Below are 16,434 nucleotides of genomic sequence, written 5' to 3' on the forward strand. Positions count from 1 at the left end.
TCTAATTGACAATGGCCAGCTGATATACGGCCGGATGCTTCTTCTTAACCGGAAGAATAAGTTCGTCTCCGGGCTTTATATCAGCAGTTTGGAGATGGTTATTCTCCGTCACCCACTCAATGAAATCTTCTTTATTAATGTGTTTCTTTTCTGCTACATGATCCGCAAGTGACCAGAGTGTATCGCCGTCCTGAACCTTTATTTTAACATATTGGCTGAGGGACTGATCATTTCCCGCACATGAGACAAGTAAAATAGCGGCACTTAAAATCGCAGTAAACAGTCCGACAAATATAATAGATTCTTTCGCCATGTAAACAACCTCCAATAAGAATGTTTGTTCGCTTTTTATACCTTTCAGTATATACGAACAAACGTTTCTGTCAATCGTTTTTTCGAACCTATGTTTGTACTGTCAGGAAAATCATGCTATAATCTACTTAAAATCGACGTTTTGAGGTGCGAAATATGACGAAGCTATCAAAAAGGCAGCTTGATATCCTGCGTTTTATTAAAGAAGAGGTAAAAACGAAAGGATATCCGCCTTCTGTAAGAGAGATAGGAGAAGCAGTAGGACTGGCTTCCAGTTCAACCGTGCACGGCCATTTGGCGCGGCTGGAGACAAAAGGCCTGATCAGACGGGACCCTACTAAACCGAGAGCGATTGAGGTATTGGATGAAGAAGAAGTCCAAATTCCGAAAAGCCAGGTCGTAAACGTTCCGGTCATCGGGAAAGTGACGGCGGGTATTCCGATTACGGCTGTTGAAAATATCGACGAGTATTTTCCGCTTCCTGACCGGATGGTTCCTCCGGGCGAACATGTCTTTATGTTAGAAATCATGGGAGAAAGTATGATTGACGCCGGCATTTTTGACAAAGATTACGTCATCGTCAAACAGCAGAACACGGCCAATAACGGAGAAATCGTCGTAGCTATGACCGAAGATGATGAAGCGACGGTTAAGCGCTTCTATAAAGAAGACAATTATGTGCGGCTGCAGCCGGAAAATCCGACGATGGAGCCGATTATCCTGCAAAACGTAAGCATTTTGGGGAAAGTTATCGGCGTATTCAGAGCCGTACATTAATTCTATTAAACTTCATTTATCGTAAAAAACCCCTTACAGAGGGGTTTTTTTGCATAAAAAAAGCAGATTCGCCCTGGCTTAAGAAACGAATCTGCTAAGGAGGAAAAACTTACATTCTTATTATCCGACATCACACTTTTGAAGTCAACTAATAATGTTTCCCTAGAGAAACTTTTCATCCGTTTTTCAACTTTGTATATTTGTGCGTGATGAATTTGTTTTTGTTTATCTTTTCTTTTGGGCGGGCGCATCAAAATTTATATATGAATATTTAGTACATAGTACAATAGGTTATATTTAAATATAAAAAAACCCGCTGCCTTTAGCGAGTATCTATTTTCAATCAAAATGATAATATTCTACACCGTATAACCCTTTAATATAGGCGGGGCCACAGACGTTTGAAGAACTTTCAACCAGAATTCTGTATTTGTGATACGGATCAATTGATTTTTTATCCTGGGCACTAAGGTTTAACCAGCTGCCGCTGTAGTTTTTAGAGTTTAATGTATAAAAATTTCCGTTCAGCGCCATCCGCTGGAGTTTCATGCTCAAACCGCACGAAGAGTTGTTCATTATGGTGAACTTATATCCTAAAAAGTAATCGTCGGCAGCTACAGCCCCCGGATTTTCAATATGAAACTCTTTTGCATTTCCTTCCAAAGTGAAGCTTGTTTTTGATCCGAATTCAGTGGTAGCCGCTTTAGCTGAGTGTATTCCGCTAAAACATAATAAAAAAACAGCAATACATATCCAGTATTTTTTCATTTGCATCCCCCTTTTTACATATTTTAACTTGTGAATCCTGTGATGTCTATTCACATTTTATTAAAACGCATACTTTATAACCACTATATACCAGTTTAAAAATTTGCGGATTGCTTACAATGAAGACTAAACGAAATAACGAAGGTGGTTCAAATGAAACACGTAATTGCTTTCGCTTCTAAAACGGCGCTCACACTTGCTTTACTGTACATTGTTCTGGATCTTATGTACCAAGTAACCTTTTTAAACGTTCTGTTTATTACAGTGATCTTAAGTTTAATTACTTATTTTGCGGGTGATTGCATGATTCTGCCGAGAACAAGCAATTTCACAGCCGTTGCAGCTGATTTCGGAATTTCATTCATTGTATTATGGATATTCCTTATGAACATTGGCGGATTTAATGTCTCGCCTGCCGCGGCATCGGTTATCTCTGCACTTTGCATTTCTGTTTTCGAGGCATTTTTTCACCGGTATTTGCAGCAATATGTACTTCCCGAAGATTATCAGGACACAACAGAGACGGATAGCACGCTATGGAGCTATCAAACCGAGGCGTCTGAAGAATTAGTGCCGGAAAAAGACCCTCAGGAAAAAACATAAAAAGGAGGCAATCGCCTCCTTCACTTTTTATTTTTGCTTCTGATCGTCCAGCGGCAGCTGCAGCAGTGAGTCTGTGCCTGTCGCTTTCGGCGTTTTTCCGTCCCATTTTTCAATCCATTTATATTTGATCATTTCATCGGACATTGATTTCTTTATGATTTCGTTATAATCAGCGATCCCTTCCGCTTCAATTTTTTTCTTTTTCGCTTCGGCTTCGGCTATTTTAATTTCAGTTTGTGTCCGTTCAAGTTCCTGTGAAGATTTCACCCTTGCATCGATGGCTTCCTGTGTGGCTTTATCCGGCTTCGGTACGCCAAGCGTCAGATCATCAATTAAAAATCCAAGACTCTTCATATCATCAGCAAATCTCTTTTGAACATCGGCAGCGGCTTCTGCAGATTTTTGCCCGTATGTGTCAATAACCGAGTATTTGCTGATTGATTTTCGCGCCGCATCCCACAGCCTTGTTTTTAAATATGTATTTTCAATCGTTTCAACGTTTACCGCGCCGAATTTGTTAAACAGATCGACTACTTTATCAGGCTGCACGACATAGTTGTAAGCGATATCCATTTCTATATTTTTACCGTCTGAGGTTGCCACTTTTATATTTTCATTATTCACTGTCTGCATACGCACCGGATATTCCGTTACTTTATTAAATAAACCGACTAAGTGCCAGCCTTGGTCCAATGTGTCGGATTTTACCCCGCCATTCGGTGAGTATACAACCCCGACATAACCGTTCGGTATTTTTTCAATGAATAGTGACGCTGTAACGCCCGCAATTAAAAGGGCTGCACCTATAATCACACCGCCGAGAATTTTTTTTGTGTTTCCGCGCTTATTTTCGCTCATGCTGATCTTCTTCCTCCCATGACTTTTTGAATTTTTTGGCTCTGCTTCCCACTTGTTTAAAGATTGGACTAAGCATCAGCCATAAACCGAATCCGATGATGACAAGAAGAATGATAGACCCGATCATCACTTTCATTTGCCCACCTCTTTTCTTTCATCCTGTCAATTATGTATACGATCTTAAGAACTTAAAGTTTCATAAATTTCAAAAGAAAAAGCCCCGCCGGCAAAATAGGCGTGCTTATTCATAATTGTCACTGATAAAATCAGAAATCGTTTTTGTGAATTGATAAAAGGTCCCGTTTTGTGTGGATGCTCTGCTTTTCAGCGTAAAAGTGTCAAATAGTGATTTTCTGAAGCCGGTGCTCATTTCGATTTGAATACTCAATCCGGATGAAGATTGATTGGCAAGGTTGTTCGGACTGACGCCTGCATATTTATCATTTATGCCGAGAAGAACGGCAGGATACCCGTGCCGTTTCAGCACATCGGTCAAAAGTTCGGCCCGTTCTCTGTCTGTACCGCCGATTTTTATCTTTTTATCATCACTGCCGTAACCGTGCAATGAAATGACATTAGAGTGCTCTTTCACCATTTGCACGGCCTTAGGTTCATCGAAATGCGAACTTGTCAAATGCAGAGCCGCATTACCGGCTGATTTTAACCCTTCAAATAAATATAAACTCCGGTTTTCGGCAATTTCTCTGGCTAACTCACTGGTCCCCGGCTCTATGCCTCCGCCGTGTATAGCTAATATGAGGACAGAAGGGTTATGCTCTCGCGTTGAAATGGAAAAATCGGAAGGATCTTCATTCAGCTTTAATTCCTCGAAACTGCCGTAAATATCTGAAGCGGCATTAGCCCGAAAGAACGGCAGAAGCAAAAACGGTAAAATCAAAACTAAAATTCCTTTTTTGGTTATTGATGGCATTTGTATGTTTATGTTACAATACAAATGCTTCAGCCTTTGAAGCGAACGGCAGAACAGGGTGACTTTGGACGGTTTCTTCTGCTCTGCCTCTTTGCCAGCTGCTTTACGGTCTACTCTTATAACCCTTTTTGCCATAACATCATCCTTTCTTTTGTTTACACTTTTGTCACAATATTATATACGTTGGACAAAACCTCCGTTCATCTTGAAGAATAAAAACATCAAAACAACTTCTATCCTTTAACCTAAAAAAGTCTTTCTGTTCAAAGAGACGGAAGGCTTAAATATTTGCTCCTGGCATAGACGGTTACGGAGCGGCCGCTTATTTCGAAGTCAAATTCGAACGTGACGTATGATTTCCCAATTCAAGAATCCCCGAAACAAATTGAATGTAACTGCTGTTTCCATAAAAAAAAGACTGCTGTTAAGCAGTCTTTTTTCGTTTTATTTCGTGCCTGTTGATCCCAGTCCGCCGCGGTCATTGTTCCCGAGCTTGTCTACTTCGATCAGCTCCACTTCAGGCATTTTCTTCATGATTCTGAATTGGCAGATCCGCTCCCCCTTGGAAATGTCGGTATCCCGAAGTGCGAATGCAGGAAAAAACCAAAAGTCATTGTCGCCTTTATATGATTCATCAATGACTCCCATTGAATTTGTCTGAATGATACCGAAATGCTTATATGTACTTGAACGCGGTACGACATGGGCCTCATATCCTTCCGGCAGTTCCATCGCAACTCCAAGCGGGATAAGTTTGAATTCACCTTTTTTGATTGTGATATCTTCAGCTGCCCGCAGATCAATCCAATCGCCCTGTTCAATTTTACTGATTCTCGTTTGCGTATCATCTGAATATTTAATTTTGATTTGTAAAGTCATGTTCGCTGCTCCTTTTGCTTCCCTATTTCAGTCGTATTGATGACCAATCCGTGCCCCATTATACCATTTAACTGATAAGAATGTTGATTTTGGTGTATATGCAGCCGAAGAGGAAGCACGGCGAAGTCAATGAGAATAAACCTAAAATGAGGGCCCTTCCTATCAGTTTTTTCCTCCATTTTCACATGACAGCTTCAATTACAATAATGCAAAGCTTTATATCCGTTCTTTCAACAGAGCTTTTTTAAAATTTCACCTTGGTTTCAAAAGGAATTTCGTTCTGAATAAAGAATTTGAAGAATAAGCGCTTTAAGGGTGCGCGACTCTTTTCTGTCCCCTGCCTCAGGCGCTTATATCAAAAGAAAGAGGTGTCTTTAGAATGGTTCAATTTAAAAACTTTCCTGATCCGTCTTTAAACGCCCCATTGCAGTCTCGCCCTGCACAGCCCTCTGAATTGGAGCATCTCAAAGCAAGGATGCAGAATTTTATTAAGCATTCCGCAACGGATGATAATCTTGAGATCGCAGATGCCCGGGTGACGGCGGAAGGAATGGTCACCTCACTTTTAAAAGAACGGCTTGATACAGAATACGAAATGCTTATGAATAAAATCACCCGGGAAGTGAATGTGGAGGACTACGGAGCGGTCCCTGACGGCCGGGACAATACGGAAGCCTTTCGGAGAGCGATCGGGAACGGCCGGGTCAAAGTAAATGTCCCCGCAGGAGAATTTTTGGTTCAAGGGATAAAACTCCCCTCATGGACTACCATTTCCGGTGAGGGACAGGGGATTACCGTGCTTAAGCTTCATGAGGACACTCCCGCATACGAATGGGTCATTACTAACGATGATTACGATAATGGAAACCGTAATATTTTTGTCCAGAACATGACTTTAGACTGGAATCCTGATCGTCAATGCGGGGTCAGGAACCCCGGAGGACAGTTTTCCAGCTGTTTAACGTTTGCTAATGTGCAATACGGCTGGATTAAGAATGTTGAAACGGTTAACGCGGGTCTCCATGGTATTGATATTACATCTCCGACTTACGATCATTTGCCTGAAACAGAATGGACGAAAGACGGCTGCCGATATATATGGATTGATAACTGTGTGGCATACGGCGCCGGAGACGACGGCATTACCACCCATTACAGCGAGTATATTTTCATTTCCAACTGCCATTCCGGAAACCCCCGCGGCACAGAGCATGCTGAGGGCAGCGCAAACTCGAACGGCATTGAAATTGACGACGGCTCTAAACATGTATGGCTTTTAAATAACTATACGAGCGGAAATATCCGCGGGATTGAGGTAAAGGCGCACAGCCTCTGGCCGGCTTCTCAAAATGTTCATATTATCGGTCATGTTTCGTATCGTGATGTACGTTCATTTGATATTCGTCATATCGGCCATCATCAGGCCTCAGACCCCGAAAGCACGACGGCTTATGATGTTACTTTAACCGATTGCACCGCGATTGAACCGGTATTTAATGCTCTCTATGACGGTGTGACCCCGAGGGCGCTGGTCATCTCTGCCTATAAAAACGTTAATGTAAACGGATTCACAGCTATTGGTGATCCCTCATACGACTATGGCGGGAATCCAGTCGTGGCTCTTCAATACCGCAGTCAAAATATTACGATTAACGGCATTAAAATACGCGGCTTTACACAAGCCGGTGTTGACATCAATATATCCGGCGGATCAAATAAAACCGATTATGTTAAAATTTCAAATTTTGATATATACAAGTCTTCTCCTAAAGGCATCTCAATCGGCGGAGGCCAATATAACGTAAATATTATGAACGGTACGATGATCGGAGACGGCGGTTCGGTCGGAATTACGTCCCCTAACAGTCAGGCCGTCATTCTCGGGGTGCAAGCGGAAGGTTACAGCGCGGCCGCATCTATAAAAGGACAGACTTATGAGCAGATCCCCGTCAATTTAAAGGGAGGCGCACAGCTCGCGACCAGCTCCGGTTTTGCATTCAACCCGACAAGCGCCGTTATTGCGGGAACAGGCGATATTACGGCCAGAGGTGACAGAAATGCGATCATCAGCTCTTCCGGAGGTTCAAGTTCTGAAGGTTCAAGGGCATTTATCGCCGCTTCAAACAATGTCCATATAACGGGCAGCAAAGTCTCCAGAACGATTCTGTCATCAGAAAGCATTACATTGGAAGAACCATACACGGTTGCCGGAGGGCATCAGTCCATCAAATGGAAACTGGATTCAGCGGGCGGCCACGGTACGTTCGCCGGAGCTGTCACCTCTTCCCTGTCAGGGTATGGAGAATATTTTGAAAGTGTAACCGGCCAGACAATTCCCGCCGGGACGATCGTCACAGTGAAAGGCGAAAAAATTGAATTGGCTCACGTCGGAGATTACATGCTCGGCGTCATTTCAGAAACAGCCGCTTTTATCTCAGGAGCCGCAAGCTTCGGATGGCAAAGCCGCTTTTTGACAAACGAGTTCGGCGGTTTCATATACGAAAATGTGACTGACGAAGAAACAGGAGAAACGGTACGCGTGCCGAAACAAAACCCAGACTGCAGTCCGGCTCTTGAAGCTGACTATGAAGCACGCGCGGCCAGAGACGAATGGCACATTGTCGGACTCAACGGCCGGCATTACGTACGGGTCGACGGTACGGTCAGCCCGGGAGATTATATCACGGCTCATAACGGAATCGGGACTAAAGCCGCAGAAGGCTGGAAGGTATTGAAACTGACAGCCTTATACAGTTCTGAAAAAGGGTACGGCATTGCAATTGCGGTTATCAAATAGGGACTCAATATCAGGATCATCTCCTCTCTTTTCTATCGGGCGGGTATGATCCTGTTTTTTATACCGAATGAGATGCCTCTTTTTCAGCATACCGTTTCATTTGTCCAAGCCATCCATGCTTTCTGTCATAGAATACTACCGTCAGATGAAAAAAGGAGGAATATGAGTATGGATATGGGTATGGGAATGGATATGGATATGAACGGACATTATGATCACCACCCAAAACAGCCTAAACAAAAAAAGAAGAAACAAGATAAAAAGCATCTTGATTATGATTACATCGTTGTTTATAAAAGAAAATGCAAAAAATGTAAAAAATGCTGCTAACTTGACATATCAACATTTTTACACCCGGTAAACTCCGGGTGTTTTTCTTATTATGGCGTTTCTCCGGGCTATTTTCACCCAAAATCCGGTCATCCTATCACAATACATAAAAAGACTCTATTATTTTCTTCCCTTTTCGCCTAATGAAAAGTATTTCATTTACAGAAAACAACACAAATAGAATGACATGACTTTTGAGAAAATCTACTCTTTGCTTGGTCAATTTTTCTGCGATACCATGAATTTGCAACAATTTTTAAAAATTTCCTCAGGAGGTCATTGCCATGAAAATCGCCAGAACGATAGTCGGATCATGCTTAGCTTTATCTCTAACAATTCCTTTCACAGCCAGTGCCTCAGCAGCCAGTCAGTCTGAACACGCAAACGCGCCTCACGTTTCACCCGTTGCAAATCCGTTAGAAAGTAAATTATCCCAAACAGCAGACCAAAACGTAAAAGCAGCAGGTGTTGATGCCGGGCTGAACGTAAACGTAGATGTTCTCGGAATCTCAGATCGCATTGCTGAAGCGGTTAAGTCAGATCAAAACCGAACCGGCTGGGTAAAAAATGTCATGGAAACAACATTTTACGCATCAGGACAGAAGTACAATGTCATGGTGTTCAATTTAAATCAAGAATATGAAGACCGGTTTAACGGCGTTCAATTTTACGGATCAGCCGTTTATGACGGTATTACTTACGGAATCTGGGTCTTCGAAGACGGGTCCTTCGATAACAAAGGAGACGGGGGCTGGATCAATTGGGCATTCAGAGGGTGGTTCGATCGTGATAATCAGCATATTGAATTCCACAGACCTTAATACGGTGAAAACTTGCGGCAGCGCCCGCAAGTTTTTTTAACTGGACTGCACATTTTTCACCGTTATAACGACTATACTTGAAGTGCGGGCTCCGATCGCAGCCCCGGTAAAGTCTTTCAAAGTGAGGTATACCATGTCAAAGTCTTTAAAAATAGTGTTGTGGAGCATATTGGTGTTGATCATCTTGTTAGTGATTATCGGAATCGTTTCTTACAATCAAACTCCGTCTGCAGAAAGCATAGCAAAAAGAATGCTTTACAGCGTCTAATCAATGTTAAGCCTTCATCGGCTTTTTTTATTTACCGCAGAACACTTGACAAAACGACGAATTTTCAATTTATTCGTTAACGATCTCATTCAGTATAGAATATACACGTGTATCATGGGGCAGTCCGTTTTGATACATGGTTCCGATTATGCCCATCGCATCTTTTTTCTCTATTCCTCATCACATTCCGCTACTGCTCTTGAAACCAACCAATCATTTCTTCAGCCTGTTCCGTTAAATCAAAAGGTTCCAATCCTAATAGCTTGTTACTTTTTCATTTTTTAAAAAACAAGCCAACTGCGCACCCTCTTCGCAACTTCTCAATGTATGAGCCTACCCGTTTCTATTACAGGAAGCAGTACGATTCCTCCTTTTACTCATTTTAACGGATGGTCATGTAAAGGAAATATAGACTAAAACCCTTTTTTCAAAAAGTAAACTAGCATCCCTATCAAACTTTTCATTTCGGCATAATATGTATTAATCCTCTTTAGGAGGTGAGATTATATGGGATTCTCAGGTGGTTATGGTAGCTCCTTTGCGTTAATCGTGGTGCTATTCATTTTATTAATCATCGTTGGGGCTTCTTTCCTCGGCGGTTATTAAGAATCCTCTTACCTCCGCATCCATGTCAGCAGCACCTCCATGATCGTACGGCGCCATAAATGAAATGTTTATGGCGCTCTGCTGTTTTTCCCCTTTTCATTCACACATAAAAACTAAAAAGATCGGCCGATGTATCAACATGCAGCCGATCAGTAATTCATAGATTATTGTGTAAGGTTTACATCGATGACGTTATAGAAGGCATTGGAAGTATCCGCAACGTCCCATACCCCTAAAATGACATGATACCCGCTTCGATCAGTCGGCACAAAAATCTTATGAGTCAGATTCGTATCTGCCTTGGAACCGTCGTGGTTTACCGTTCCGATTAATTCGAATTCATCTCTTGACAAAGGTTTATTCGGATTCCAGTTTTTCTTGGTGATATAATAGTGCCACTTTGATGTCGCATGAGGGGCCGTGTAGTACCAAGTAAAGGTGTTAAAACCGCCGCGGATGTTTTGTTTTACCCAATAATCTGCAGTCTGCTTGTCTAAACCGAAGTCAATTTGTCCCGATCCCCCATTTGCAGACGCAATTCTTCCATCCGGCGGACCTGCAGCCGGAAACCCTTTCGGCCCTTCTACAGACTGAGGATTATCAATGACGGAGCCATATTTCTGCGCAGCGGCCGTCCAGCCCAATGTTTGTTTCTCTAATGCCCCCATGTACGCTCTGCTGACGGGCTCTTTTATATACCCGTGCGCAGATGCATCACTTGAATAGAAAGCGCCTCCAATACCAAGAGTAACAGTTAAAACTGCAGCTTTGACTAAACCCTTCATTACTGCATCATCCTCCCTCTTTTGTTAATAAAAACCTTTCGGTATATACACTTCACGATGGAGGATGAAATGACCTTCCTTTTCTTGATAGGAAAAAGCAATGAGGTTCGCGCTTTTCCCTTTGTTTTTTATAATCATGAAGAAAAAGCCGGGCCGATTCTGTTGTCGAATCCGCGATTGACCGGCCCGCCCCTTTTGCTCAGAACTTCATTCGCTGGATTTGCCGGTTTCTTTTCGGATAACCGGTGCTACTTCCGCTGCTAATCGTTCGATGTTTTCCGCGGCTTTTTTAAACGGCATACCTCCTATATCGATTTGCGCGAGAAATCGCTGATGTCCGAATAACTCGTATTGATGCATGATTTTTTCAATGATCTGCTGTGAGCTTCCCACAAATAAAGCTGTTTCTTTTCCGGACGCCCGTTCAAAATCTTCCTTCGTTAAAGGCTCATCGATCCCGTGATATGAATGAACATGAGACCAGTAATTTGAATGATACGGGTAAAATTCTTGTATTGCCTGTTCATTCGTTTTTGAAATGAACATATGTCCGCTTACGGCAACCTTCACATTTTCCGGAGGATGACCGGCTTTAGAAGCCGCTTCCCGGTATTTGTCAACAAGCGGCTTAGATGACACCGGATCACCACTCAGTACAGCTAATGCCAAACCCGCACCTGCACGCCCGGCCCGTTCTGCGCTTTCCGGAGTCCCCGAAACACCTAACCATAGCGGAATGCTTCCGCGAAAAGGCCGAGGAGAAATTTCTGCCTCGCGCAGCGGCGGCCGGTAACGTCCTTTCCAGGTAACCGATTCTTCCCCGGAATTTAATTTTAAAAAAAGGTCAATATGTTCTTCAAACAGTTCTTTATAATGGCCTACGTCATAACCGAAAAGAGGAAACGAGTCTAAAAATGCGCCCCGTCCCGCAATGATTTCCGCCCGGCCGTCTGAAATCAGATCAAGCGTTGCAAAATCCTCAAATAAACGGACGGGATCTGCGGTGGATAATACAGTCGTGGCACTGGTCAGCTTAATATTTTCAGTGATCTGTGAAATCGCTGATAAGATGGCCGGCGGCGAAGATACCGCATAATCAAGACGATGATGCTCGCCTACACCGAATACATCAAGCCCTGCGTCGTCAGCAAGTTTCGCCAGCTTCATCAATTCATCTATCCGCTGCTTTGCGCTGACTGTTTTCCCTGTCAGAGGATCGGGATATAATTCTGCAAATGAATAAATTCCAATTTCCATACAATCACGGTGTTCAGCCCTCACATTTCTCTCCTCCTGCACTGTGTAAAAAAGCTTTTATGTTATTCTATTCAGCCGTTTTACAAATAGGAATTCGTTCAAAATAAATACAGAAGCTTAACATGCAGAAGGTCGGTATGAGAGGAAAAAAAGTTTCTGGCGCCCTTCAATTCAGCCCATTACACTCATGCAGCCCGACTAGGCAAGAACAAAGCCGGCACAAGCGGATTTGAAATCATGTGTTCATTTTCAGTCCAATTCAATCCAATCGTGATATTGATCATAAAGCTTTCGTATTCTTCCGGCATCAAGAGCAATGACTTCACACCCTCTGTCATCATACAGAAAGAAAATAATATCTTTTGTCATATTCACAAAGAAAACATCAGGATACCCAACGGAACAGCCCCCGAACCTTGGCTTCAGCGGAAAATCTTCGTGGACGGCTGCCTTAAGTAATTGGGGGATACGCAGATCTTTCCGTTTACATAATAAAGAAAACTGCTGCATTTCATATTCTTCTTCGACCGGGCATTGACAGGTCTTCACTTGAATCCGATATAAATCATCCTTACACTTCAGAAACGGCTGATAAACCTTTAATTTTCTCGCGTGATTACCTTGAGTTTTGTGCTTATACACGTTAGCAACAAGAAACAAGTCATCGCTATGTTCAAACAGCTCATTGAAAAGTGCGGCGGTTTGATGATGAACAAGCTGAAAATACTCAAGATTCAAAGCACCGCTTTCATTAAATTGATACATATTGCCGCCGAGAGAAAAATGAATTCCCACATCCCATTGATGATAAATGCCGGGCACTAATTTTAAAGTAGGAAACCTTTCCTTCAGATAATCATTTATTTTCATTCAAACATCTCACTTTCCGTTTCCCGCTCCAGAGGCAGAAGAAGCCGAAAACATTCCGCTTATTTCTTTTTCACCCTTGTAATATTATTCCGATTGGAATACAATGAAATAGAACACTGTGAACCCCATTGATCAGGGTGGATGCTGGTCACATTCATCCTGATCCTTTCTTTTACACAAGATCGCCCCAACTTTGAACCCCTCCGTTTCCAACCTTATTCATTGATGTTACATATATTTCAATGGTATTATTTTCTTATACATAAGCATCAAGAGGTGTCAGCTTTGAACAAGATCAGAAGATTAAGAGAATATTTCCGGTCTCACCGTAAAATAAGTCTGGCTGCAGACTTGCTTGCGGCTGTATTGCTTATCTCATTATCCATTCTTTTTAACGGACGCCGGCAGGGACCTGTTAATGGTTTCTTTATGTATGTCTTAGTAAGTAATTTTATCGGCTCCAATGCCTCTTTTATCGACTTCAGCAAATCGAGGAAAAACAGACAAAAATAAAGGCTCCGCGTCAAAAAGAGGGTTATACCGCCCTCTTTTTATTCTTTCAGTCATACCAATGCGTTCTTTTCAGGTTGAATTTTTCTGAATAGGACTCATGACCGGTTTTCCATACTGCTTCAACAGTGATTTCATGACCGATCACTTCATTTTCCGGCATATATTCAAACGTCTGAATATGGTCTTCTCCCGTTCCGCCGCCTTCTAATTTCTCTCCGGTGTATTCTGAAAGATGATAGTCTTTATCTTCACCATATTTCCGGCCGTCAACAAATAATGTTAATCTCTTAATCACCGTGTTCTTTTCATTCACTTTATTACCTCTGTAATACAAATTCAAGAAATAGTTAGGGCCGATAGAGGTCTTGCTTGATTTTTCGATTGACGCTTCCCACGTCTTGCTTTGGCTATAGCCGATATATTTGACTTTTTCTCCTGAAATTAAAGAAAACAGTGCACATCCGGCTGCTATTATGAGAACAGTGATAATAACCAGCAATGTTTTAATGACTTTACGTTTTTTCATGACATCCCGCCTTTATCATTTAGAACGTATGAATATTAGAATTGTTACATTTAATTTGAAAGAATAATAAAAAGGGATTCTAATCCCAGGAATAAAAAAATACTAAGAAGATCATATTCCCCTTAGCCTCACATCCCAGATTGCCATGCAATAATGATAAAAGTCGTCCAAAAAGTTGTGACTAAAATAAGCATAACGGTTACAATCATTAAAATGAGACAACTTATTGTTAGAATTGAATCTTTGTTTTTGTTAAGAATCAGAGTAACCACTGATCCTGCAGCAAATAGATACGACAAAACCGCACCGACCCAATACCACAACATAGAGTCATTGCTCCAGTAAGCCATTGACTGCATATAAATACTGAATATAAATCCTGACAGTGCTAATAGAAACGAAACTAAATTTGATTTCAAGTTAGAGTTCCTTTCTTCATAAGTTTTATTTTTAGGCACGGTCATACATCTGATAACACCTTTATGCGATATGCTTCGCCGCTTTGCCTGCATATTTTAATTCTTATTTCGTTTTTAAATATGTTTACTAAAACAGAAATGATATAAAGTTCACCTGAAACGCCGATTTAAAATTAAATAGATGTTTTATAAGCGTGAATTGCTTGATTTCTCAATTGTAAGAGTTATTTAGACCTTCCATAGCATTCACCCTCTCTCAAATTTTACAACGTTACTATAAATGATTTTCATTTTTTCCAAGTCCTTCAACTTGAATCTCATTTGAAGGAAGTTCGTTCATTGTAACTTCAATGTCTATCACTACCCTGTTTTGCCCAAGTATAGCATCATATTTGTATATGTTTGCTTCACCTTTGTATAACAAATTCCTTCCGCCTTTGGCTTTAATGACGGTTGAATTTGAGCCCATAAAGGGGCCTTTAAGATGTAACGGAAGAATCTGAAGACTGAAGCTTCAGCAGCTTCTGTATCAAAGTGACAGCTAGTGCAAGTATTACACACCTAAGCATTTTTCAATTCTGTAACTACCTGGTATTATTTCTCACGTTATTTATCGGTAATTCTATTGATAAATTCAACTCAAATACAAAAAGAACCTGTCTCTAACAAGGTTCTTTTCGTTTTGGTAACTGTATATTGTTTTTAACGACATATAAATGGAACTTAAGTATTGATTGCTTCTTGGAGACTGTTATGATCGTTAGCTAAACCATAGAAGTTCTCTAATAATTGTGTATCATCTTCCTTGCCCATCCAAGGATCTTTCTCTAATGGTTTGTAGCAAACGTCATACTCAACTTCATCTGTTGTTTTTTTACTATCTAAATAACAGCCTCCATATCCCTTCAAAAAATCCTTATAGTCGGAAGGTAATTGATTTCCTATGTTCATTTCAAGCTCTTTGAGTTGTTCATTTGTATTAATGCTAGGATCTGTGCTAGCATCAATCGTAAACTCTTTCAACTTTTGTTCGATCTTAGTGAAGCTCATTTTAATACTCCTTCATATGCTATGGAAAAACAAGTTATAGACCTTCTTTTTAGTTTTAATCGTCCCAGTCCTCATCATCGACCCAGTCGTCTTTCGCTTCTTCAAGTTCTTCTATTAAAAACTCAAGGAATGTACTACCAACTTGTTTACCATATCCCTCTTGGTTGTCCCAAAGAATGACAGGGCATTCACCATTTTTCAACTTGTTAGTGTCAAGACAATAAGAAAATTCATCTACATATTCGATCACTACAAGACCATCGGAAAGGTTATAATATTTTTTATATTCATTAGTCTGTTCGACAACTTCAGCACCATGAGAGTCATATCCGAGTATCATTGTTCCATATGCTCCCCCTGAACCATACTCAGTTAAAAACCACTTATAGCTGTCTGGAAGGGTTACATTGAGATCCTCCTCTATCTCTCTAATCCGCTCCTCAGTGACTCCTCCCGTGAGAATAGAATTTTCTTTATTTTCATCAAAGAAAGTTTTTATTTTCGAATAATCCATTAAACTTTCACCTCTTATTCTTGTTCTCAAATTGCTGAGCTCTCCATCTCCAATACCTTCTTCTGAAACTTTTATATTGTTTATCAAGTACTGGATCATTTCTAAAACTCTGTCCATTCCCTTTTAATCCATGCAAAACATCACTGTACTTATTATGCCAGCTTTCAGGTATCTCCAGCATAGTACCAGGCTCTTCTTGGATCAAATGATGCAAATTAATTTGGGTTCCATCTTTTGCAAAAGGAGCATTTCCACTTTTCATTAATTGAAGATTCGTAAGGCCTTTACGATTTTTTTGGTTCATATCAATATCTTTCATAGTATACACTCTGCGGCTTATGTCTTTAACTTTTCCCTTTGCTTTTACCTTGCCCTTAACCTCAAAGGCACCATACTTTTCTTTATTTAATTAAGGAAGGTTTATTTCTTGACCAGTAAACGGCTTTCTCGTTCCATCCGGGATTTTCTTTGCATTGGTCAAAAGTTCATTTTTAAGGTTTTGGCTGTCAACCACATTGTATGGTACGTTATCGGCCAGAGCAAGATCATA

20 protein-coding genes and 2 pseudogenes are annotated in these 16,434 nt (G+C 41.2%); 7 read left to right on the forward strand and 15 right to left on the reverse strand.

From position 1 onward, the window contains the following. Nucleotide 1: 1 nt before the first annotated feature. The gene (yneA, locus tag G9F75_RS17375) at nucleotides 2-313 is read right to left on the reverse strand and encodes a cell division suppressor protein YneA (RefSeq protein WP_003154001.1); all 312 of its coding nucleotides are present in this window, start codon (nucleotides 311-313) and stop codon (nucleotides 2-4) included. Nucleotides 314-468: 155 nt separating this feature from the next. Between yneA and lexA the strand changes: the two genes are divergently transcribed. Further along, the gene (gene lexA, locus G9F75_RS17380; protein ID WP_007611720.1) at nucleotides 469-1,089 is read left to right on the forward strand and encodes a transcriptional repressor LexA; all 621 of its coding nucleotides are present in this window, start codon (nucleotides 469-471) and stop codon (nucleotides 1,087-1,089) included. Between the two features lie 339 nt (nucleotides 1,090-1,428). On the opposite strand, the gene G9F75_RS17385 is transcribed toward lexA, so the two are convergent. Continuing rightward, a complete protein-coding gene (locus tag G9F75_RS17385) occupies nucleotides 1,429-1,857 on the reverse strand; it encodes a hypothetical protein (RefSeq protein WP_167409261.1) in 429 nt (142 codons plus the stop codon). Nucleotides 1,858-2,010: 153 nt separating this feature from the next. Here G9F75_RS17385 and G9F75_RS17390 point away from each other — a divergent pair, with 153 nt between their 5' ends. Further along, complete coding sequence (locus G9F75_RS17390) at nucleotides 2,011-2,460, forward strand: YndM family protein (protein ID WP_017417873.1); 450 nt, start codon at nucleotides 2,011-2,013, stop codon at nucleotides 2,458-2,460. Between the two features lie 27 nt (nucleotides 2,461-2,487). Here the strand turns inward: G9F75_RS17390 and G9F75_RS17395 are convergent, their stop codons facing one another. From G9F75_RS17395 to G9F75_RS17410, 4 genes are all read right to left on the reverse strand, one after another. Then, nucleotides 2,488-3,318 carry a prohibitin family protein gene (locus tag G9F75_RS17395; protein WP_022553287.1) on the reverse strand — a complete coding sequence of 277 codons (831 nt, stop codon included), beginning with the start codon at nucleotides 3,316-3,318 and terminating at the stop codon, nucleotides 2,488-2,490. Further along, nucleotides 3,305-3,454 carry a hypothetical protein gene (locus tag G9F75_RS17400; protein WP_014418013.1) on the reverse strand — a complete coding sequence of 50 codons (150 nt, stop codon included), beginning with the start codon at nucleotides 3,452-3,454 and terminating at the stop codon, nucleotides 3,305-3,307. The genes G9F75_RS17395 and G9F75_RS17400 overlap by 14 nt, the downstream gene beginning before the upstream one ends. Before the next feature lie 105 nt (nucleotides 3,455-3,559). Then, on the reverse strand, nucleotides 3,560-4,384 hold the full coding sequence (locus G9F75_RS17405; RefSeq protein WP_167409262.1) for a poly-gamma-glutamate hydrolase family protein: 825 nt from the start codon (nucleotides 4,382-4,384) through the stop codon (nucleotides 3,560-3,562). A gap of 309 nt (nucleotides 4,385-4,693) precedes the next feature. Beyond that, entirely contained in the window at nucleotides 4,694-5,128 is a 435-nt protein-coding gene (locus G9F75_RS17410; RefSeq protein ID WP_003154017.1) for a dUTP diphosphatase, read from the reverse strand. A 379-nt stretch (nucleotides 5,129-5,507) separates the two neighbouring features. Between G9F75_RS17410 and G9F75_RS17415 the strand changes: the two genes are divergently transcribed. From G9F75_RS17415 to G9F75_RS17430, 4 genes are all read left to right on the forward strand, one after another. Continuing rightward, complete coding sequence (locus G9F75_RS17415; RefSeq protein ID WP_103526852.1) at nucleotides 5,508-7,925, forward strand: peptidase G2 autoproteolytic cleavage domain-containing protein; 2,418 nt, start codon at nucleotides 5,508-5,510, stop codon at nucleotides 7,923-7,925. A gap of 168 nt (nucleotides 7,926-8,093) precedes the next feature. Next, entirely contained in the window at nucleotides 8,094-8,255 is a 162-nt protein-coding gene (locus G9F75_RS17420) for a hypothetical protein (RefSeq protein ID WP_162492831.1), read from the forward strand. Between the two features lie 284 nt (nucleotides 8,256-8,539). Then, nucleotides 8,540-9,076 (forward strand): hypothetical protein, encoded by a 537-nt coding sequence (locus G9F75_RS17425; RefSeq protein WP_007410338.1) that lies wholly within the window; start codon nucleotides 8,540-8,542, stop codon nucleotides 9,074-9,076. 775 nt (nucleotides 9,077-9,851) lie between these two features. Next, the gene (locus G9F75_RS17430) at nucleotides 9,852-9,950 is read left to right on the forward strand and encodes a YjcZ family sporulation protein (protein WP_003154022.1); all 99 of its coding nucleotides are present in this window, start codon (nucleotides 9,852-9,854) and stop codon (nucleotides 9,948-9,950) included. A 164-nt stretch (nucleotides 9,951-10,114) separates the two neighbouring features. On the opposite strand, the gene G9F75_RS17435 is transcribed toward G9F75_RS17430, so the two are convergent. From G9F75_RS17435 to G9F75_RS17445, 3 genes are all read right to left on the reverse strand, one after another. Next, nucleotides 10,115-10,735 (reverse strand): lytic polysaccharide monooxygenase auxiliary activity family 9 protein, encoded by a 621-nt coding sequence (locus G9F75_RS17435; RefSeq protein WP_003154023.1) that lies wholly within the window; start codon nucleotides 10,733-10,735, stop codon nucleotides 10,115-10,117. A 207-nt stretch (nucleotides 10,736-10,942) separates the two neighbouring features. Next, on the reverse strand, nucleotides 10,943-12,016 hold the full coding sequence (locus tag G9F75_RS17440) for an LLM class flavin-dependent oxidoreductase (protein ID WP_029973859.1): 1,074 nt from the start codon (nucleotides 12,014-12,016) through the stop codon (nucleotides 10,943-10,945). 225 nt (nucleotides 12,017-12,241) lie between these two features. Next, nucleotides 12,242-12,862, reverse strand: coding sequence for a DUF3885 domain-containing protein (locus tag G9F75_RS17445; protein ID WP_029973860.1), 621 nt, complete (start codon nucleotides 12,860-12,862; stop codon nucleotides 12,242-12,244). Nucleotides 12,863-13,138: 276 nt separating this feature from the next. Between G9F75_RS17445 and G9F75_RS17450 the strand changes: the two genes are divergently transcribed. After that, nucleotides 13,139-13,375: a hypothetical protein gene (locus tag G9F75_RS17450; RefSeq protein WP_224960857.1), complete on the forward strand. Its 237-nt coding sequence runs from the start codon at nucleotides 13,139-13,141 to the stop codon at nucleotides 13,373-13,375. A gap of 46 nt (nucleotides 13,376-13,421) precedes the next feature. Here G9F75_RS17450 and G9F75_RS17455 read toward each other — a convergent pair whose 3' ends face one another. From G9F75_RS17455 to G9F75_RS17480, 6 genes and pseudogenes are all read right to left on the reverse strand, one after another. Continuing rightward, the gene (locus G9F75_RS17455) at nucleotides 13,422-13,901 is read right to left on the reverse strand and encodes a DUF4944 domain-containing protein (RefSeq protein WP_029973862.1); all 480 of its coding nucleotides are present in this window, start codon (nucleotides 13,899-13,901) and stop codon (nucleotides 13,422-13,424) included. 128 nt (nucleotides 13,902-14,029) lie between these two features. Then, complete coding sequence (locus G9F75_RS17460; RefSeq protein WP_311689500.1) at nucleotides 14,030-14,413, reverse strand: DUF3902 family protein; 384 nt, start codon at nucleotides 14,411-14,413, stop codon at nucleotides 14,030-14,032. A gap of 181 nt (nucleotides 14,414-14,594) precedes the next feature. Further along, nucleotides 14,595-14,744, reverse strand: coding sequence for a hypothetical protein (locus tag G9F75_RS17465; RefSeq protein WP_223204376.1), 150 nt, complete (start codon nucleotides 14,742-14,744; stop codon nucleotides 14,595-14,597). Between the two features lie 302 nt (nucleotides 14,745-15,046). Further along, nucleotides 15,047-15,370 (reverse strand): annotated as a pseudogene (locus G9F75_RS17470) (SMI1/KNR4 family protein); the annotation flags it as partial. 55 nt (nucleotides 15,371-15,425) lie between these two features. Next, complete coding sequence (locus tag G9F75_RS17475; RefSeq protein ID WP_029973864.1) at nucleotides 15,426-15,884, reverse strand: SMI1/KNR4 family protein; 459 nt, start codon at nucleotides 15,882-15,884, stop codon at nucleotides 15,426-15,428. A gap of 7 nt (nucleotides 15,885-15,891) precedes the next feature. Further along, a pseudogene (locus G9F75_RS17480) lies at nucleotides 15,892-16,434 on the reverse strand (HNH/ENDO VII family nuclease); the annotation flags it as partial.

Source organism: Bacillus sp. EKM208B (genome assembly GCF_011800725.1).
Lineage (GTDB): Bacteria > Bacillota > Bacilli > Bacillales > Bacillaceae > Bacillus > Bacillus velezensis.